Source organism: Variovorax pasteuri, from assembly GCF_051216435.1.
In the GTDB taxonomy this organism is placed as follows: domain Bacteria; phylum Pseudomonadota; class Gammaproteobacteria; order Burkholderiales; family Burkholderiaceae_C; genus Variovorax.
The window spans coordinates 297,488-316,865 of record NZ_JBPJZS010000006.1 but is presented as its reverse complement, the minus strand read 5'-3'; the positions used below and the strand labels follow the sequence as shown (position 1 = coordinate 316,865).

The following is a 19,378-nucleotide window of genomic DNA, read 5'->3' as shown; positions in this document are numbered from 1 at the left end:
CGCGTGAATTCACACGAGAAGAAAAGCATGACCACGACGACTCAACGCAAGGGCATCATCCTGGCCGGCGGCTCGGGCACCCGCCTGCATCCCGCAACCCTGGCGCTCAGCAAGCAGCTGCTGCCCGTGTATGACAAGCCGATGATCTACTACCCGCTCAGCACGCTGATGCTGGGCGGCATGCGCGACATCCTGATCATCAGCACGCCGCAAGATACGCCGCGCTTCCAGCAATTGCTGGGCGACGGGAGCCAGTGGGGCATCAACCTGCAGTACGCAGTGCAGCCGAGCCCGGACGGCCTGGCGCAGGCCTTTCTCATCGGCGACAAGTTCGTGGGCAACTCGCCGAGCGCACTGGTGCTGGGCGACAACATCTTCTACGGCCACGATCTCGTGAACCTGCTTGCCGACGCCGACAAGAAGCCGTCGGGCGCCACCGTGTTCGCGTACCACGTGCAGGACCCGGAGCGCTACGGCGTGGTCGCGTTCGACGCCAAGGGCAAGGCCAGCAGCATCGAAGAGAAGCCCTTGAAGCCCAAGAGCAGCTACGCTGTCACCGGCCTCTACTTCTACGACAACCAGGTGGTGGACATCGCCAAGGCCGTGAAGCCGAGCGCGCGCGGCGAGCTGGAGATCACCGCCGTCAACCAGGCGTACCTCGAGCTGGACCAACTGAACGTGCAGATCATGCAGCGCGGCTACGCATGGCTGGACACGGGCACGCACGACAGCCTGCTGGAAGCGGGCCAGTTCATTGCGACGCTGGAGCATCGGCAGGGGTTGAAGATTGCGTGCCCCGAGGAAATCTCCTGGCGCAATGGGTTCATCGACAGCGCCCAGCTCGAGAAGCTCGCTGCGCCGCTTGAGAAGAGCGGATATGGCAGGTACTTGAAGCGTCTGTTGAACGACAAGGTGCTCTCGTGAGCCCCAAAGAATCGGGCGCTGAGACTTCATATAACAAGATCACCGTCGTCATTCCGACGTTCAATCGGAGGGGCAAGCTGCAGAAGGCGGTTGAAAGCGTTCTGCAGGAGCGACGCGTGCCGATCGAAGTGCACATTTTCGACAATGCATCGACCGATGAAACAGAGGCATATGCACTTGCCTTGGTAGCTGAGGAGCCTCGCGTCAGATATTTGCGGCACCCAGAGAATATCGGTGCGACCGGCAACTACCAGCATGCCCTATCGAGCATTTCGACCGCCTATTTTGTGCCGTTGGCAGATGACGACTGGCTGTTGCCGGATTTTCTGCATGACTCCTACAAAATTCTTGAAGCGCATCGTGAGGCGGGGGCCGCCGTATTCGTGACTGAGGCGCGGGATGAATCTGGCGCACTTCTCCAGACTTATCCTGCGCCCCTCGACAAGTTGCACTTTGGTTTGTTGCAGCCCCGCGAACACCTGACCGATTGGATGACGCATCTCCACTACGGATGGAGCTCTGTCCTCTGGCGCAGAGAAGCCTTGGCGAGTGTGGGGCACCCGTATCTATGTACGGGACTGCCGAGCGATGTTGATTTTCAGGTGCAGATTTTTTGTAAATATCCGGTCTATCTGTGCGAACGGTCGGGCGCTGTCTATTCGATTCACCCTGATCAAGCCAGTCGCGATTTTGACGTTTCTCACATCCATTCCTGGGCTTTGTTGTTTCAGCGATTGGATCGAGAGATCAGCCGGCGAAAGGTCTTCACGCTTGAGGAATATCTGCCGCTTCGGAAGCTGCTTGAGGAGCGGTACCGAGGTGCTTGGCGAGCACCTGCAAAAAATGAGTTGTCTGCCAAGGAGCGAAGCTCTATTGCGTCGGCTGTTGGGTTCCGACTCGGCGATTGGGACACCGCTTTTTCATTGTTTGATGCTGGGCGAGTCGAGTTCACCTCGATAGGCAGCGATGTGTTCCGGCTTCCAACCGCCGGTCGCAAAATGCCAATTCAACTGGCGGGCACAGCGGACAATTCTGCAGACTTGGTCGAACCTGCTATTGCCTGGATGAAGTTGGCCGTCCAGAACGCGGAGCTTCTCGAGCAAGAGATTGGCGCGGCCGCACAGAAACAATCGGACATGCATGCAGAGCTTTCGCAGGAGATCCTTCGATTGTCACGACTGCATGACGAGTTGGTTGCAGAGCTTTCTGCGTCCAGAAATCGAGAGAGCGCCGCTTTCTCAAAGTTCCAGGGAGCCGAACAGGGGCGCTTGGTAGCCGAGCGGGTGTTGAACGAGTTGAATGGACGTTTCTTTGTAAAAGTCGCAAAGAAGCTGGGTCTTCTTTAGTTACAGGAATGCAAAGGGCCTTAATCGCATGAAAGCAGTCATTCTGGCGGGTGGCCTAGGTACGCGCATTTCCGAAGAGACGCACCTCAAGCCGAAGCCCATGATCGAGATCGGTGCAAAGCCCATGCTGTGGCACATCATGAAGCTGTATTCGGCCTACGGAATTCACGACTTCATCATCTGCTGTGGCTACAAGGGCTACGTCATCAAAGAGTACTTCGCCAACTACTTCCTGCACATGTCTGACGTGACTTTCGACATGCGCAGCAACGAAATGCACGTTCATCAGCGCAAGGCCGAACCCTGGAAGGTCACGCTGGTCGATACCGGGGACGAGACCATGACGGGCGGGCGCCTGAAGCGGGTCGGCGAGTATCTCAAAGAGGAGGAGGCGTTCTGCTTCACCTATGGCGACGGCGTGGCCGATCTGCGCATCGACAAGCTGATCGACTTTCATCGCGCCCACGGGCGCCTGGCCACGGTCACCGCGGTGCAGCCCGCCGGGCGCTACGGCGCGATCGAACGCGATGGCGATGTCGTGCGGGGATTCATCGAGAAGCCGCGCGGCGACGGCGGCTGGATCAACGGCGGGTTCTTCGTTTTGTCGCCCCGATGCCTCGACTACATCGAAGGCGACCAGACCAGTTGGGAAGGGCTGCCGCTTGCCCGGATCGCCGGGGAGGGCCAACTGATGGCCTTCGAACACGCCGGCTTCTGGCAGCCGATGGACACGCTGCGCGACAAGAACCACCTGGAGCAGCTCTGGGCGGGCCATTCGGCGCCGTGGAAGGTGTGGCCGTGACCCCCTCGTTCTGGCAGGGCCGCCGCGTGCTGGTGACCGGGCATACCGGCTTCAAGGGAGGCTGGCTGGCGTTATGGCTGCATACGCTAGGCGCCGAAGTCCACGGGTTCTCGCTGCCGCCGCCGACGCCAACCAACCTGTTCACGCAGGCGCGCATTGCCGAGTTGCTGCAGGGTCACGTGATTGCGGATGTGCGCGACGGTCAGGCGCTCAAGCAAGCCGTTTGCGAGGCCGTGCCGGAGATCGTTTTTCATCTGGCGGCGCAGCCGCTGGTGCGGTACTCGTACCAGGAGCCGGTCGAGACCTATGCCACCAACGTGATGGGCACCGTCAATCTGCTGGAGGCTGTCCGCGCCTGCGAGGGCGTGCGCGCGGTCGTGAACGTCACGACCGACAAGTGCTACGACAACCGCGAGTGGCTGTGGGGCTACCGGGAGAGCGAAGCGCTCGGCGGGGCCGACCCCTATTCGAGCAGCAAGGCGTGCGCCGAGCTGGTGACGGCTGCCTACCGGACTTCTTTCCTCGCGCAGGCCGGCGTGGCGGTCGCCACGGCACGGGCCGGCAACGTGATCGGCGGCGGCGACTGGGCCGACGATCGACTCGTTCCCGATTTCTTTCGCGCTCTCCAGGCACAACGTGGGCTCGATGTGCGTTATGCCGGAGCCATCCGGCCCTGGCAGCATGTACTGGAGCCGCTCTCGGGTTATCTGATGCTGGCCGAGCGCCTCGTCCAGGGCGACGCCCTGGCGGCCTCCGCCTGGAACTTCGGCCCCGCCGACGAGGACGCCATTCCCGTGCGCCAGCTCCTGGACCGCCTGGTCGGCAAGGTGCCAGGCTCGCAGTGGCGGGAAACGCATGCCAGGACCGTGCACGAGGCCGGCTACCTCAAGCTCGACAGCAGCAGGGCACGCAGCGAACTGGGATGGCGCCCCCGTTGGAGGCTCGACGAGGCGCTCGACAGGATCGTCGAATGGGATCGCGCCTGGCGGGCGGGTGAAGACATGCAGGCGGTCAGCCTGGGGCAGATTGCGGCGCACGAACGCGGGGCAGCGCATGCAGAGGTTTGACGTCACCGCCACCCGCCTCGACGGGCTCAAGCTGATCCGGCGACACAAGCTGGAAGACTCGCGCGGGTTCTTCAGCCGCTTCTTCTGTGCCGAGGAACTGGCCTCCGCGGGGTTTTCGCAGCCGGTCTCTCAGATGAATCACACCTTGACGCACCGGCGCGGATCGGTGCGCGGGCTTCACTTCCAGTACCCGCCGCATGCCGAAGACAAGCTGGTGAGTTGCCTGCGCGGCAAGGTCTTCGACGTTGCGGTCGATCTGCGCAGGGATTCGCCGACCTTCCTGGCCTGGCACGCCGAAGAATTGAGCGCCGAGAACGCGCACAGCCTGTTCATCCCCAAGGGATTCGCACACGGCTTCCAGACACTCGCCGACGACACCGAATTGCTGTATTTGCACACCACTCCCTACGTACAAGGCGCCGAAGGCGGGCTGAATCCCGCCGACCCCGCGCTTGCCATCGCCTGGCCGCTCGCGTTCGCAGACCTGTCCGCACGCGATGCCGCGCACCCTTTCATCCCTTCCGATTTCCGCGGTGTCTGACATGAAGTGCCGCCATTGCCACGCAGAACTGTCGCTGCAACTCATGGACCTGGGCTCGTCCCCGCCTTCGAATGCATATCTGGGCGCCGCGCAACTTGCGGCACCGGAAAAGTGGTATCCGTTGCGCGTGCTCGCCTGTTCCCAATGCTGGCTCGTACAGACTGAGGACTACGCGCACTACGCGGAGCTCTTCTCCAGTGACTACGCCTACTTCAGTTCTTATTCGACGAGCTGGCTCGCGCACAGCAAGCGCTACGTCGATGAGGTCGTACGGCGTTTTGCACTGTCGCCAGCATCGCACGTGGTCGAGGTCGCTGCCAACGACGGCTACCTGCTGCAGTATGTGCAGCAGGCCGGTATCCCCTGCACAGGCATCGAACCGACGGCCAGCACGGCGCGCGCCGCGCGCGAGAAAGGCCTGAGCGTGGTCGAGGCGTTCTTCGGCGTGGCACTGGCCCGGCAACTGATTGCCGAGGGCAAGGCCGCGGACCTGATCGCCGCCAACAACGTACTGGCCCACGTGCCGGACATCAACGACTTCGTGGCCGGCTTTGCCCTGTTGCTGAAGCCGCACGGCGTGGCCACCTTCGAGTTTCCGCACCTGATGCGGCTGGTGGCCGACTGCCAGTTCGACACCATCTATCACGAGCATTTTTCCTACCTGTCCCTGAGCGCGGTGCATCGTCTGCTCGAGGCCAATGGCTTGTGCGTCTTCGACGTCGAGGAACTCGCCACGCATGGCGGCAGCCTGCGGGTGTTCGCACAACGTCGCGACACGGGCGAGCGCGCGGTCGAGGCGGCCGTCGCGCGCCTGCTGGCCGTCGAATCGGACGCCGGACTGACGACCCCGGCTTACTACCAGGGCTTCCAGTCGCGGGCCGACGACGTGCGCGACGGCATCGTCACCTTCTTGATCGAGGCGCGCAGGGCAGGCAAGCGTGTTGGTGCCTATGGCGCGGCGGCCAAGGGCAACACCTTGCTCAACTACGCCGGCATTCGGCCCGGCCTGCTGCCCTGGGTCGTCGACAGGAATCCCGCCAAGCAGGGCCAGTACATGCCCGGCAGCCGCATTCCGATCGTGGACGAGGCGCGCCTTCAGCGCGAAAAACCCGACTACGTGCTGATCCTTCCCTGGAACCTCAAGGCGGAAGTGATGAGCCAATTGGCCTACATCCGCGAGTGGGGTGGGCAGTTCGTCTGCGCTGTGCCCGGCCTGGAAGTCCTATGAAGGTCGCAGTCACCGGTGCCAGCGGTTTCATCGGCCGGCACGTGGTTCGCCGGTTGTCCCTGCTGCCCGGCGTCCAGGTCGTCGCCGTGTCGAGGCGGGACGCGGGCGCCTGGCTGCCGAAGGGCGTCGCGCATGTGGCGGCCGAAATGAGCGCCGCTTCCGAAGGCGCCTTCGAATGGTTGGGGCGGCCCGACGCGCTCATTCATCTGGCGTGGAGCGGCCTGCCGAACTACCAATCGCGGCATCATTTCGACACGCACCTGGGCGAGCAGTACCGGTTTCTCGAACAGCTCGTGAAGTCCGGGCTGTCGACGCTGGTGTGTGCCGGCACTTGCTTCGAGTACGGCATGCAATCCGGCGAGCTCGACGAATCGCTTCCGACGGATCCTCGCAACCCCTACGGCTTCGCGAAGGATGCATTGCGTCGGGAACTCGAGTTCCTGGCCGCGGACAGCCAGGTGCGCCTGACGTGGGCGCGGCTGTTCTACATGTACGGCGACGGGCAGGCGCCGGGCGCGTTGTACACCCAGTTCATGGCGGCCGCCGGGCGCGGCGATGCCGAGTTCCGGATGTCCGGCGGCGAGCAGTTGCGCGACTTCCTGCCCGTGGCTGACGTGGCGCAGCACCTCGTGGCCCTGGCCCTCGGTCACGCGGCGCACGGGATCGTCAATGTCTGTTCGGGTCGGCCCACTTCGGTGCGCTCGCTGGTCGAGGGCTGGCGCGACTCCCTTGGCTCGCCGATCAGGCTCGCCCTGGGGCATTTCCCCTACCCAAGCTACGAGCCGATGGCTTTCTGGGGCAGCAATGCCAAACTGATTCGACTGACCCGGGAGGCGGCCGATGCATCGTGAACTCTTGCGCATCGAGGGCCTGCCCGTCCTGCAGAACCGCGTGTTCGACAGCGTCGAGGCGGGCATCGCCTCGACCCGGGGCGACATGGTCCTGGTGCGGGATGATGTCACGGGGCTTGTCTTCAACGAGGCATTCGACCCAGCGCTGTTGACCTATGACGCCGACTACCAGAACGAGCAGGCTTGCTCGTCGGTCTTCCGGGAGCACCTGGACGCCGTGCTGGCCATCATCAGGCGTCACTTCCAGACGCCGTCGCTGATCGAAGTCGGATGCGGCAAGGGCTACTTTCTCAACCACCTGCGTGAAGCCGGCTATGACGCGACCGGCATCGACCCCGCCTTCGAGGGCGAGAGTCCGCATGTCGTTGCCGCGCCCTTCTCCCGAGCGCTCGGGCTGTCCGCGGACGCCATCGTGCTTCGCCATGTGCTCGAGCACATTCCGCGACCCTTCGAATTCCTGAAGGAGATCGCCGATGCCAATGGGGGGCAGGGCAAGATATACATCGAGGTGCCGTGCTTCGACTGGATCTGCCGGCACGGTGCCTGGTTCGACATCTTCTACGAGCACGTCAACTACTTTGGCGCAACTGACTTCGAGAGGATGTTCGAATGCGTCCATGAGGCGGGACACGTGTTCGGCGGCCAGTACCTCTATGTCGTTGCAGATCTTGCATCATTGCGGCAGGCGGTAGCGGCGCCGCGAGGGTCCATCGCGTTGCCGACCGACTTCATGGCCGGTGTCGAACAGAGCAAGGCCCTTGCGCTCGCCGATTCCGGGCCCATGGCGATCTGGGGCGCCTCTTCCAAGGGCGTCATCTTTTCCCACCACCTTCGCGCAGCGGGCGTGGAATTCGACGTGGCGGTCGATATCAACCCTGTCAAGCAAGGCAAGTACATGGCCGGCACGGGGCTGGCCATCGTCTCTCCCGATCGCGCGCTCGAGTCGCTGCCGCCGGGCGCGCTCGTGTTCGTGATGAACTCCAATTATTTCGAAGAAATCGTGACGCAGTCCCGCGGCAGATTTCGACTCGCAAAGGTAGACCAAAAATGACGTTTGACGAAGAAGTAGCCGCGCGCGTTGCGGCCAACGAAACCAATTCGACCTTGCAGGCGGACGCCAAAGCGCTGATCGGCTCCTCCATCCGCGCGGGCTATTCCTACAACTTCTCGTGGATGGGGCGCCCCATCATCCAGTATCCGCAGGACATCGTGGCGATGCAGGAACTGATCTGGCGTGTGCAGCCCGACCTGATCATCGAGACCGGCATTGCACACGGCGGTTCGCTGATCTTCTCGGCGGCGATGTTGGAGCTGAATGCGGCGTGCGGCGGGCCGGCCGATGCGCGGGTGCTGGGCATCGACATCGACATCCGCTCGCACAATCGCGAGGCGATCGAGGCGCATCCGATGATGAAGCGCATTTCCATGATCGAAGGCTCAAGCATCGCGCAGGACGTGATCGACAAGGTCAAGGCCGCGGCTTCGGGCAAGCGCTCCGTCCTGGTCTGCCTGGACAGCAACCACACCCATGCCCACGTGCTCGACGAGTTGCGCGCGTATGCCCCCTTGGTGAGTGTCGGCAGCTATTGCGTCGTGTTCGACACCATCGTGGAAGACCTGCCCGACAGCCTGTTTCCCGACCGCCCGTGGGGACCCGGCGACAATCCGAAGACAGCGGTTCACGAATTCCTCAAAACGCATTCGCATGCGTTCGAGATCGACCGGGCCATCGACAACAAGCTTCTCGTCAGCGTGGCCCCGGACGGCTACCTTCGACGCGTGGCGTGACCCATTTGAGTTTTGGACAAATCATGAAAGCAACACCGACTGCAATACCTGACGTGCTGGTCATCGAGCCCAAGGTCTTCGGTGACGCGCGGGGCTTCTTCTTCGAGAGTTTCAACGGCAAGGCCTTCGATGAAGCCGTTGGTCAACACGTCGAGTTCGTCCAGGACAACCATTCGCGCTCGGCCAAGGGCGTGCTGCGTGGGCTTCACTATCAGATCCAGCAGCCGCAAGGCAAGCTCGTGCGTGTCGTACGCGGGGCGGTGTTCGATGTCGCGGTCGATATCCGCAGGTCGTCTCCGACCTTCGGGCGCTGGGTGGGCGTGGAGCTGACGGACGAAAACCACAAGCAGCTCTGGGTGCCTGCCGGCTTTGCCCATGCGTTCCTGGTGTTGAGCGACACGGCCGAGTTTCTCTACAAGACCACCGATTACTACGCGCCAGCGCACGAGCGCTGCATTGCGTGGAACGACCCGACCTTGAACATCGCCTGGCCCGACATGTCCCCTCAACTGTCCGCCAAGGATGCCGCCGGCGTTTCGCTGGACAAGGCCGATCTGTTCCCATGAGTGCGTTTGAGCAAACGATGAGCCTGGGCGATGCGCGATCGGGCCGTGCCACTGTGGGGCGCCGGGTCATCGCGGTCGACCTCGACGGAACGCTGATTCGATCGGACCTGCTGATCGAGAGCGTCTTCCTGATGCTGCGCTACCAGCCCCTGCTGTTCCTGAAGGCGCTGTTCTGGCTACTGAAGGGAAAAGCCTACTTCAAGCGGCGCGTCGCCGACGTGGCAACGCCAGTCATCGCCACGCTTCCCTACAACAAGCCCCTGATGGCCTGGCTCAAGAGCCAGAAGGCCCTGGGCGACGTGCACCTGGTGCTTGCAACGGCTTCCGACGCGCGGCTTGCACGCCAGGTGGCCGACTATCTGGGCATCTTCGACGAGGTGCTCGGCACCGAGGCGAAGAACCTTGCTTCTGCGCACAAGCGGGATGCCCTGGTTTCCCGCTACGGTGAACAGCGCTTCGAATACGTCGGCAACTCGACCGCCGACCTGGACGTCTGGCGTTCCGCGAGCGCCGCCCACGTAGTGAACCCCGAGTTCAACGTGTTGGCGCGCGCGCGCCGTCTGGGACGCTTGGGCGAGGTGTTCGACGATCGCGTGGGGTACCTGCGTGTGTTGCGCAAGGCGCTACGGCTGCACCAATGGGCCAAGAACCTTCTCGTGTTCGTGCCCTTGCTGGCAACGCACAAGCTTAGCCACTGGCAACTGCTGGGCGATGGCGTGCTCGCGTTCCTGTGCTTCGGTGCCTGTGCCTCCAGCGTGTACTTGCTGAACGACCTGCTCGACCTCAAGGACGACCGCAGGCACCGCACCAAGTGCAATCGCCCGCTGGCAGCCGGAACATTCCCGGTTTTTCACGCCATGCTCTGGATGCCCGCGTTGCTGGTGTTCGCGTTCGGTGCGGCGTTGCTGTGGCTGCCGGCGAGGTTCGCGCTGGTTCTCGGGGTGTACTACTTCCTGACGCTTGCGTATTCACTCTGGATCAAGCGCGTTGTCATGCTCGACGTGGTCACGCTGGCGATGCTGTACACGGTGCGCGTCGTCGCCGGCGCCGCGGCGATCGTCGCGCCCTTGACGTTCTGGATCCTGGCGTTCTGCATCTTCATGTTCCTGAGCCTGGCCTTCGTCAAGCGGTACACCGAGCTCTATGAGGCCAGGGAGCAAGGACGGGGCGATGCCGCTCCGGGGCGAGGCTACGAGGTCCAGGATTTCGAGCTTCTGGCGTCCCTGGGCGGGTCGTCGGGGTATCTGTCGGTGCTCGTGCTCGCCCTCTACATCAACGACGTGGCCTCGCAGCACCTGTATGGGCATCCGAAGGTGCTGTGGGTGGCGTGCCCGCTGCTGTTGTTCTGGTTGAGCCGGGTCTGGCTGATCGCGCACCGGGGGCGCATGAACGACGACCCTATCGTCTTCGCACTGCGTGACCGTGTCAGCCGCTGGATCGGCATTGCGTTCGCCACCACTTTTGTCGCGGCCGCATTTTGAACTCGTCCGCACGCCTGTCGTGGGGGCGGTATCCCTACCACCCGCAAACGGCGCACGCCGTTCATTGGCCATCCGAGGTTGAGGGCGCGGCCGCATCCGCGCTGGCGCAAGGCAACGGTGGCACGCTCGCGTTCGGAATGGGGCGCAGCTATGGCGACTCCTGCATGGCGGAGTCGGACCATGTCGTGGCGACAGCGGGCATGGACCGCGTGATCGCGGCGGACTGGGCAACCGGCGTGGTTGCTGCGCAGGCCGGTCTCACGCTGGGAGCGCTCATCGACATCGCGCTGCCTCGGGGCTGGTTCCTGCCGGTCACACCGGGGACCAAGTTCGTCACGCTCGGCGGCGCCGTGGCCAACGATGTGCACGGCAAGAATCACCATGTGATGGGCACCTTCGGTTGCCATGTCAGGCGGCTGGCGTTGTTCAGGACGCAGGAAGGGGTCGTCGATTGCTCGCCGCAGGACAACGCCGAGTTGTTTCGTGCGAGCGTCGGGGGGCTGGGCCTGACCGGCATCGTGCTGTCGGTTGAAATCCAGCTGCGTCGCGTGCCCTCTGCCTACATGGCGCAGCGCTCAATCAAGTTCGGTGGACTGGACGAGTTTTTCGACCTGTCCGAGCAGCTCGATGCGCAGCACGAATATGCCGTGGCCTGGGTCGATTGCCTGGCCGCCGGCCGGCAGGCGGGCCGAGGGCATTACATTGTGGGCGACCATGCACAGGAAGGTGGCTTGCAGGTCGCTCCCGCGAAGCCCAAGAGCATGCCGGTCGATCCTCCCGTGTCGCTGGTCAATGCGGCGAGCCTGCGGATCTTCAACACGCTCTACTACCACCGGCAGCAAGCCCGGCAGGTCCACGCGACGGTCGGCTACGACCCGTTCTTCTACCCGCTCGACAAGCTGCTGCACTGGAACCGGATGTACGGGCGAGCCGGGTTCCAACAATACCAGTGCGTCGTGCCGTTCGCCAGTTCACGGGACGCGATTCGTGCGGTGCTCGCAGAAATTGCGCGCAGCGGCAGCGGATCTTTTCTCGCTGTGCTCAAGCGGTGCGGCGATGTGCCGTCGCCCGGACTTTTGTCCTTCCCCTTGCCGGGCGTCTCGCTGGCGCTCGACTTTGCGCAGCGCGACATTGCCAACGCACGGTTGTTCGCCAAGCTCGATGCGTTGATTCACGAGGCCGGAGGGCGCCTCTACCCGGCGAAGGACGCGCACATGAGCGCGGCGCATTTTCAGCAAGCCTACCCGGCCTGGCCCCAAGTCGAAGCGCTCCGCGACCCCCATCTGAAATCGCGGTTCTGGAACCGCGTAACCCCCTGAGACCCATTCCATGTCAACAAAAAAGAAGATCCTCATCGTCGGTGCGACCTCCGGTATCGCCGAGGCCGTGGCGCGGCAATATGCGGCCGAAGGCTGCACCTTTGCGCTTGTGGCGCGCTCGGAGGCGAAGCTCGGGGTCATCGCAGGCGACCTGACCGCCCGCGGCGCCACAGGGGTGTTCCGCTACGTGTGGGACGCGGCCGAGCCAAAGCAGTTTCCCGATGTCGTCGAGCGCGTATGGCGCGACCTCGGCGAGGTCGACGTGGCGCTGATTGCCCACGGCACGCTGCCTGATCAGGCGCGTGCGGCGGTGGACCTCGACTACGCCATCGAGCAGTTCCGCACCAACGGCGAAAGCGCGATCGTCTGCATGCTCTCGCTGGCGCCTCGGTTCGAAGCGCAAGGAACGGGCACGCTGGCCGTGATCGGCTCCGTGGCCGGTGATCGCGGCCGGCCGAGCAACTTCCTCTACGGCGCCGCAAAGAGCAGCGTGGAGGCCTTTGCTTCAGGCATGCGGGGGAAGCTTTTCAAGCGCGGCGTCAACCTGTTGCTGATCAAGCCTGGCTTCGTTGCCACGCCCATGACGGCCGGGCTCGACCTGCCCAAGAAGCTGACCGCGACGCCGGAGCGTGTGGCCCGGACGATTGTCGATGCGGTGAGCGCAAGGAAGGCCGTCATCTATGTGCCGTGGTTCTGGCAAATCATCATGACGATCATCAAGTCGATTCCGACATTTATTTTCAAGAAACTTGCGCTGTAAGGGTGAGGGATGACCTGATGAGTGAGTCAATTCGAGGCAATTCTGCGGCCCGTGTCGAATGGCGATATTGGTGGATCGTATTTTTTGCCGTTTTTGCGATCGTCCTGGCAACTGCGGCTGGCTTCGTCTTCGGCCCCTACAGGCTGGAGGCGGGCGACTTCGCGGCCAATGCGCTGAACATCATCCGCGCCAAGAGTTTCCATGAGATCTACGGGAACTACTCGAGATGGCTGTTCAACCATCCGGGCCCGTTCTTCTTCTATGTATATGCCTTTGGCGAGATGGTGCTGGTCGACCTCTTGCACCTCGTTCCTTCGCCGCATCAGGCGCACGTGTTCGTCGGCATCATTCTCCAGAGCGGATTTATTGCGAGTTCGGTCGCCATTTCATTGTTTCTGGTGCGCGACAAGAGAATTCTTCTTGCATGGATTCTGGTGGCCTGCCTGGGCGCGGGCATCGGCTACATCGCGGTATCGAGCATCTGGGCGCCGCATGTGCTGTTCGGCCCCTATCTGCTGCTCCTCATTTCCTCGGCGGCGCTGAGCCTGGGCTGGTTCCGCTTCCTGCCCGTGTGCGTCTTCTGTGTCTGCGTCCTGTGCCACGGGCACATCGCACAGCCGGTCCTGACGTTCCCTGTTTTTCTTGCCGCAATCCTGAGCTTTGCATGGGTGGCTAAGACGCGGCAGGTGATCGATCCTGCGTGGACTTCCGGCCGCAAGCGCGCAGGGGGTTTTGCTGCCTCGTTCGTGATCGTGGGCATCTTCCTGATTCCCATCATCATCGACCTGACCCGTTGCCCGGATTGCAACGCCGTGCGAGTCCTGGCATACATGAAGTCGAACCATGGTCAGACGCCCAATTTCAACCAGGCGATGAACTATGTTGCTTCCTATTTCATCTTCGACAGAAAGCCCGAGTGGCTGGACACAGCCCGAGACGTGAAGCTGGGCAGCCTCAAGGTTCTTTTCGAGCTGCTCATGGTCGCAGCCGCACTCGTGCTTCCGACGAAGTGGCTGCTGAATCTGAAGACATCGAGGGTCGAGCTCCAGCGGTTGGCGCTGTTCTGCATTCTGGCGCTGGCGTTCTCGACGCTGTGGGCGCTTCGGATCACGGGGCCGCTCTACGAGTTCAACTCCTTCTTCGTGTACTCGATCGCCGGCCTGCTGGGGTTGCTGGTTGTCTACTGCCTCATCGCACGGTTGTCTCGCCCAGTGTTGCTGGTTTTTTCGCTTCTCTGGATTGCGACCGCCTTTTTCATCGTGCCGCGGTACAACGCGAACTTCGAGGTTTTCAGCAAGCACTCGACGATGCTGGGCGGCAGCGAGCCGGTTCATCTTGAAAAGCCCGGCAGCCGGATCACCATCAACCAGATCGATGGACAGGATTGGGGCATCAATACCGGTTTGGCCGTGCGCTTGGCCCGATCGAATGTTCCCTACTTCGTGCCGAACGACTGGACCTATGTCTTCGGCCGGGGAACCGGCTACACCGAAGAGCTATTGAGAAACAAGAACAACTCGATGGAAATCTGGACCGCTAAGGTGGACCATCTTCCCTCCGAGTTCACCGAGAGCGACTATTGCCGGATCCATGACGATTCGCCGATCCTGGACACCCGCGGCGAGATCGAAAAATTCAATCCGCTGAAAGCGAAATGCGAAATCGCTGCTGCACCGTCCGTGCGTCCCGGCAAGCCCGACGAATGGGAATGGCTGTCCGCCAACATGATCGCATTGCAATTCAAGTCGAAGAGCGCATCGAAGCCGGTCGATCTGAGCTTTGAGGTCTTCCCTTATCTGGGCAACGGAAAGATCAAGTCGCAGCACGTGGATGTGCTTGTCAATGGCGAGGAAATCGCCAGCGAGGAAGTTTCAGGTCCGGGCGTGGTGCACGTGAGCGTCGCCCCGACGCTGTGGAACAGATCTCCCATCACGACCGTCGTGCTGAAGCTCGATGGAAAGCAGTCGCCCAAGGAGCTGGGTCTTTCCGGCGACGACCGACGCCTCTCCATCGGATTGCTCGGCGTTGGCGTTCGCTACGCGCAATAGCATGTGCCTCATTTTGTTTGTTAGGGTTTCGGTATGAAAATAATTCTTCCTGGAGGGGCCGGTCTCGTCGGGCAAAACCTGGTTGCCCGCCTGAATCGCGAAAAATTCACGCAGATCGTGGTACTGGACAAGCACCGTCCCAACCTTGAGGTGCTGGCGCGCGCGCATCCCGACGTGGTTGCGGAGTACGCGGATGTTTCCAAGCGCGGCGACTGGCTTGCGCATTTCGAGGGCGCCGACGTGGTGGTCATGCTGCAAGCGCAGATCGGCGGCATCGACTACCAGGAATTCGTGGACAACAACGTGACCTCCACGAAGCTCATCCTCGAAGCCATCGAGAAGAACAAGGTTCCCCAGCTGGTCCATATCAGCTCGTCGGTGGTGGAGTCCGTGGCCGACGATTTCTATACCCGGAGCAAGAAGGACCAGGAGCGCATGGTCCTGGACAGCGGCATCGAATGTCCGATCCTGCGACCGACCCTGATGTTCGGGTGGTTCGATCGAAAGCATCTTGGATGGCTGTCGCGTTTCATGGCAAAGGTGCCCGTGTTTCCCGTGCCGGGAAACGGCAGATTCATGCGTCAGCCGCTGTACGTCGGCGATTTCTGTAACGTGATCATCAGCTGCATCGAAAACAACGTCCGCAGCGGGATCTTCAACATCACCGGGCATCAGCAGGTCGACTACATCGACATCATTCGCGTGATCAAGCGCGCCACCAAGGCGAAGGCCCGGATCGTCAAGATTCCCTATGGCCTGTTCTACGGCTTGCTGTGGACCTGGTCGTTGTTCGATCGCAATCCGCCGTTCACCACACAGCAGCTCCAGGCCTTGGTGGCGCGCGACGAGTTCGAGGTCATTGACTGGCCCGGAATCTTCGGTGTGCGCAGCACGCCGTTCAACGAGGCTGTCGAAGAGACCTTCAATCATCCGGTCTACAGCAAGATCGCACTGGAGTTCTGACGTGACGGAATCGAACCTTGTCGCTCCGGGCTCGCCGCGCGGCCAACGCATCGCCGTTTTGGGAGCCGGCCCCATGGGCTTGGCCGTCGCCTATCAACTGTCCCTCGACGGGCATCGGCCCGTCGTGTTTGAAGCCGACGACCGTGTCGGCGGGATGACCGCGGCCTTTGACTTCGGCGGGCTGCAGATTGAGCGCTACTACCATTTCCATTGCACCTCGGACACGGCCTTTTTCCAAGTGCTCGAAGAACTCGGCCTCTCCTCGAAGATGCGCTGGGTGGCCACGAAGATGGGCTACTGGTACCAGAACCGGCTTCAGCCATGGGGAAATCCGATGGCCTTGCTGACGTTCAAGGGCTTGGGGCTGGTCGCCAAGTTCCGCTACGGCCTGCACGCTTTTCTTTCAACCAAGCGAAACGACTGGAAGCCGCTCGATCACGTCGAGGCCACCGGCTGGATCAAGCGGTGGGTCGGCGCCGAAGCCTATGAGGTGCTGTGGAAGCGCCTGTTCGACTACAAGTTCTACGAGCACAGCTCCAACCTGTCGGCCGCTTGGATCTGGAGCCGCATTCGCCGCATCGGGCGCTCCCGCTACAGCCTGTTCAAGGAAAAGCTCGGCTACCTGGACGGTGGATCGCAAACATTGCTGGATGCGCTGAAGGCTGCGATCGAGGCCAAGGGCGGCGAGGTCCGTCTTGCGTCCCCGGCCTCCAAGGTGGTGATCGAAGATGGCGCCGTGAGGGGGGTGCAAACGGCGACGGGGATGGAGGCCTTCGACAAGGTTGTCAGTACCGTTCCCTTGCCCTATGTGCCGCGCCTGATGCCGGAGCTGCCGGCGCAGACGCTGCAAGCTTTTGCCGCGCTGAAGAACATCGCTGTGGTCTGCGTCATCGCCAAGCTGCGCAAGCCCCTGACCGAGAATTTCTGGCTCAACATCAACGATCCCGAGATGGACATCCCGGGGTTGGTCGAGTACAGCAATTTGCGGCCGCTGGACCCTCATGTCCTGTACGTTCCGTTCTACATGCCGGGCGAGCATCCGAAGTTCCAGGATGCTGACGAAGTCTTCCTGGCCAAGGTTCGCCGGTATTGCCTGAAGATCAATCCGGCACTGACAGAAGACGACTTCATCGACATGCGCGCCAGCCGCTACCGTTACGCGCAGCCGATCTGTGACCCGGGCTATCTGGACCGCCTTCCGCCTGCCGCCTTGCCGGTACATGGATTGTGGGTGGCGGATACGTCGTACTACTACCCGGAAGATCGAGGCATTTCGGAGAGCATCGGCTTCGGACGTGAACTGGCGAAGTCGGCCGCGGCCGCGCAAACCCGATGAAGAGCGCGTTGCTGACGCCGCAGTTCCTCCGGTTTCTCATGGCCGGCGGCATTGCCGCCGCCGCCAATTACGGGTCGCGCTTCCTGTTCAGCCTTTGGTTGGGCTATGGCACGGCCATTGTCCTGGCCTACTTGGTGGGGATGGTGGTCGCCTTCGTGCTCATGCGCCAGCATGTGTTCGACGCTCAGAAGAGCGCGCTCGGCCCGCAGATCATGAAGTTCGTCGGCGTGAACGTGCTCGCTGTGCTGCAGACGCTGGCGATCAGCCTCGTCCTTGCCCGCTGGGTGCTTCCGAGGCTGGGCATCGTCGAGCACGCCGAAGCCGTGGCGCACCTGATCGGTGTTCTCGTGCCGGTCGTCACGAGCTACTTCGGCCACCGGATGCTGACGTTCAAATAGCCTTGCCGGACCCCGCCGCCTGCAGCATTCGCTGAAGCGTTTCCTCCAGCGGCGGACTGAGCAGCGTGACGCCGTGCGCTGCAAAGAGTGCCTGCAGCTTCGTCGCACTGCCGCAAAGTCGATGCACTTCATTGGCCCGAACGAACGCGGGATTCACCTCGATGCGCGGCGTGTATCCCGTCAGGCGTGCAAAGGTGTCGATGACGAAACGCAGTGCATAGGGCTGGCCGGAGCAGATGTTGTAGGTTTCGCCGGGCTCGCCGTGCGAAAGCAGCAGCAGGTACGCGTCACAGACCATTCGCACATCGTTGAACTCCCGCTCCACGTTCAGGTTGCCTAATGCGATGGAAGGCTCGCGGGCCGCGAAGTGCATCGCAAGCTTGGGGATCAGGAAATGGTCGTCCTGGCCGGGGCCCGTGTAGTTGAACGGGCGCGTGATCACCAGATCCAGCCGGTCTGCATACGTCCGCGCCATGTACTCCATGGCGAGCTTGCTCATGCCGTAGTGGTTGACGGGTGCCGGTGCGTGCGTCTCGCCGATGGGCGACTCGGCCGAGTTGCCGTAGATGTTGGCGCTGCTGGCCAGCAGCACGCGCCGCGGGCGAACCGGCAGCCGCAACAGAGCGTTGAGCAGGTTGGTCGTGCCGATCACGTTGACGGCATAGAACGCTTCGTCGTGGGCATGGCCGACGAAACTGATCGCGGCAAGATGCACGACGGCATCCGGCGCGGTCTCCAGGACTTCGTCGCGCAGGGCGTCCGCGTTCGTCAGGTTGGCCTGCAGCGCGACCACGGTGTGGCCAGCCGCGGTCGCATGCTCGGCAAACAGGCGACCGGTGAACCCTTCCGCCCCGGTCAGCAGGATCTTCAAAACGAGAAGCCCTGGGCGTTGCGTCGCAGATCGGCCTCGACCATCATCTGGCACAGTTGTTCCAGCGTGGTGGCCGGTGCCCAGCCCAGCTTGGCCTTGGCCTTGGCGGGGTCGCCGATGAGCAGTTCGACTTCTGCCGGCCGGTAGAACTTGGGATTCACGCGCATCATGGTCTTGCCGGTGGCGGTGTCGACCGCGATCTCGGATTCCGCGGCGCCCTTGAACTCGACGTTGATGCCCGCGCCCTTGAATGCGAGGGTGACGAAGTCGCGCACGGTCTCGGTGCGATTGGTGGCCAGCACGAAGGTGTCGGGCTCGTCGGCCTGCAGCATGCGCCACATGCCTTCGACGTATTCCTTGGCAAAGCCCCAGTCTCGCTTTGCGTCGAGGTTGCCGAGCTCGAGCACGTCGAGCTTGCCGAGCTTGATCTTGGCGACGCTGTCGGTGATCTTGCGAGTGACGAACTCGCGGCCGCGCAGCGGGCTCTCGTGATTGAACAGGATGCCGCTGGCGCCGAAGATGTCGTAGCTCTCGCGGTAGTTGATCGTCATCCAGTGTGCGTAGAGCTTCGCCACGCCGTAGGGGCTGCGCGGATAGAACGGCGTGCTCTCGATCTGTGGAATGGCCTGCACCTTGCCGAACATCTCGGAGGTCGATGCCTGATAGAAGCGGATCTTGGGGTTGACCAAGCGAATGGCTTCCAGCAGGTGCAGCGCGCCGACGCCGGTGATCTGCGCGGTCGCCGCCGGCTGGTTGAAGCTCACGCCGACGAAGCTCTGCGCGGCGAGGTTGTAGACCTCGCCAGGATCCGCATCCTTGATCAGTGCGATCGAGCTGCCTAGATCCGTCAGGTCGTATTCCACGAGGTGAAGGTCGGGATTGTTCTGGATGCCGAGCTCTTCAATGCGCCAGAAATTGACGGAGCTCGTGCGGCGGTAGGTTCCATAGACCACGTAGCCCTTGGCCAGCAGCAGTTCCGCCAGGTAGGCACCGTCCTGGCCTGTGATGCCTGTTACAACAGCGCGCTTTTTCATCGGAGTCCTCTTTCCTTTTCTAGCTGAATGACGGGGTGGCGCATGCGCAGCACAC

General features: G+C 62.3%; 19 protein-coding genes. 17 read left to right on the top strand and 2 right to left on the bottom strand.

The window, feature by feature from the left end; genetic code table 11:
• Positions 1–27 precede the first annotated feature (27 nt).
• Genes rfbA through ACSFBM_RS22625 form a run of 17 tightly spaced genes read left to right on the top strand, consistent with a single transcriptional unit; the run spans position 28 to position 17,418 of the window.
• Positions 28–924 (top strand): glucose-1-phosphate thymidylyltransferase RfbA, encoded by an 897-nt coding sequence (gene rfbA, locus ACSFBM_RS22705; protein WP_435486386.1) that lies wholly within the window; start codon positions 28–30, stop codon positions 922–924.
• Positions 921–2,270 (top strand): glycosyltransferase family 2 protein, encoded by a 1,350-nt coding sequence (locus tag ACSFBM_RS22700; RefSeq protein ID WP_435486385.1) that lies wholly within the window; start codon positions 921–923, stop codon positions 2,268–2,270. The genes rfbA and ACSFBM_RS22700 overlap by 4 nt, the downstream gene beginning before the upstream one ends.
• Before the next feature lie 28 nt (positions 2,271–2,298).
• On the top strand, positions 2,299–3,072 hold the full coding sequence (gene rfbF, locus ACSFBM_RS22695; RefSeq protein WP_435486384.1) for a glucose-1-phosphate cytidylyltransferase: 774 nt from the start codon (positions 2,299–2,301) through the stop codon (positions 3,070–3,072).
• Positions 3,069–4,139: a CDP-glucose 4,6-dehydratase gene (gene rfbG / locus ACSFBM_RS22690; protein WP_435486383.1), complete on the top strand. Its 1,071-nt coding sequence runs from the start codon at positions 3,069–3,071 to the stop codon at positions 4,137–4,139. Before rfbF ends, rfbG begins: the two co-directional genes overlap by 4 nt.
• Positions 4,126–4,680 carry a dTDP-4-dehydrorhamnose 3,5-epimerase gene (gene rfbC / locus ACSFBM_RS22685; protein WP_435486382.1) on the top strand — a complete coding sequence of 185 codons (555 nt, stop codon included), beginning with the start codon at positions 4,126–4,128 and terminating at the stop codon, positions 4,678–4,680. Before rfbG ends, rfbC (ACSFBM_RS22685) begins: the two co-directional genes overlap by 14 nt.
• A gap of 1 nt (position 4,681) precedes the next feature.
• Entirely contained in the window at positions 4,682–5,908 is a 1,227-nt protein-coding gene (locus ACSFBM_RS22680) for a methyltransferase domain-containing protein (protein ID WP_435486463.1), read from the top strand.
• On the top strand, positions 5,905–6,759 hold the full coding sequence (locus ACSFBM_RS22675) for an NAD-dependent epimerase/dehydratase family protein (RefSeq protein ID WP_435486381.1): 855 nt from the start codon (positions 5,905–5,907) through the stop codon (positions 6,757–6,759). The genes ACSFBM_RS22680 and ACSFBM_RS22675 overlap by 4 nt, the downstream gene beginning before the upstream one ends.
• Positions 6,749–7,810, top strand: coding sequence for a class I SAM-dependent methyltransferase (locus ACSFBM_RS22670; RefSeq protein ID WP_435486380.1), 1,062 nt, complete (start codon positions 6,749–6,751; stop codon positions 7,808–7,810). The genes ACSFBM_RS22675 and ACSFBM_RS22670 overlap by 11 nt, the downstream gene beginning before the upstream one ends.
• Positions 7,807–8,547, top strand: a complete 741-nt coding sequence (locus tag ACSFBM_RS22665) for a cephalosporin hydroxylase family protein (RefSeq protein ID WP_435486379.1) — start codon at positions 7,807–7,809, stop codon at positions 8,545–8,547. Before ACSFBM_RS22670 ends, ACSFBM_RS22665 begins: the two co-directional genes overlap by 4 nt.
• 23 nt (positions 8,548–8,570) lie before the next feature.
• Positions 8,571–9,113, top strand: coding sequence for a dTDP-4-dehydrorhamnose 3,5-epimerase (gene rfbC / locus ACSFBM_RS22660; protein ID WP_435486378.1), 543 nt, complete (start codon positions 8,571–8,573; stop codon positions 9,111–9,113).
• A gap of 17 nt (positions 9,114–9,130) precedes the next feature.
• Positions 9,131–10,594: a UbiA family prenyltransferase gene (locus tag ACSFBM_RS22655; protein ID WP_435486377.1), complete on the top strand. Its 1,464-nt coding sequence runs from the start codon at positions 9,131–9,133 to the stop codon at positions 10,592–10,594.
• Complete coding sequence (locus ACSFBM_RS22650; RefSeq protein ID WP_435486376.1) at positions 10,591–11,913, top strand: FAD-binding protein; 1,323 nt, start codon at positions 10,591–10,593, stop codon at positions 11,911–11,913. Before ACSFBM_RS22655 ends, ACSFBM_RS22650 begins: the two co-directional genes overlap by 4 nt.
• Positions 11,914–11,923: 10 nt before the next feature.
• Entirely contained in the window at positions 11,924–12,673 is a 750-nt protein-coding gene (locus ACSFBM_RS22645) for an SDR family oxidoreductase (protein ID WP_435486375.1), read from the top strand.
• 17 nt (positions 12,674–12,690) lie between these two features.
• The gene (locus ACSFBM_RS22640; protein ID WP_435486374.1) at positions 12,691–14,721 is read left to right on the top strand and encodes a hypothetical protein; all 2,031 of its coding nucleotides are present in this window, start codon (positions 12,691–12,693) and stop codon (positions 14,719–14,721) included.
• Positions 14,722–14,754: 33 nt separating this feature from the next.
• Positions 14,755–15,684 carry an NAD-dependent epimerase/dehydratase family protein gene (locus tag ACSFBM_RS22635; RefSeq protein ID WP_435486373.1) on the top strand — a complete coding sequence of 310 codons (930 nt, stop codon included), beginning with the start codon at positions 14,755–14,757 and terminating at the stop codon, positions 15,682–15,684.
• A 1-nt stretch (position 15,685) separates the two neighbouring features.
• A complete protein-coding gene (locus tag ACSFBM_RS22630) occupies positions 15,686–17,020 on the top strand; it encodes an NAD(P)/FAD-dependent oxidoreductase (RefSeq protein WP_435486372.1) in 1,335 nt (444 codons plus the stop codon).
• Positions 17,017–17,418 (top strand): GtrA family protein, encoded by a 402-nt coding sequence (locus tag ACSFBM_RS22625; protein ID WP_435486371.1) that lies wholly within the window; start codon positions 17,017–17,019, stop codon positions 17,416–17,418. Before ACSFBM_RS22630 ends, ACSFBM_RS22625 begins: the two co-directional genes overlap by 4 nt.
• Here ACSFBM_RS22625 and ACSFBM_RS22620 read toward each other — a convergent pair.
• Together ACSFBM_RS22620 and gmd are read right to left on the bottom strand one after the other, a co-directional pair.
• Positions 17,411–18,289, bottom strand: a complete 879-nt coding sequence (locus tag ACSFBM_RS22620) for an NAD-dependent epimerase/dehydratase family protein (RefSeq protein WP_435486370.1) — start codon at positions 18,287–18,289, stop codon at positions 17,411–17,413. The genes ACSFBM_RS22625 and ACSFBM_RS22620 overlap by 8 nt on opposite strands.
• Positions 18,286–19,323, bottom strand: coding sequence for a GDP-mannose 4,6-dehydratase (gmd, locus tag ACSFBM_RS22615; RefSeq protein ID WP_435486369.1), 1,038 nt, complete (start codon positions 19,321–19,323; stop codon positions 18,286–18,288). Before gmd ends, ACSFBM_RS22620 begins: the two co-directional genes overlap by 4 nt.
• Positions 19,324–19,378 lie beyond the last annotated feature (55 nt).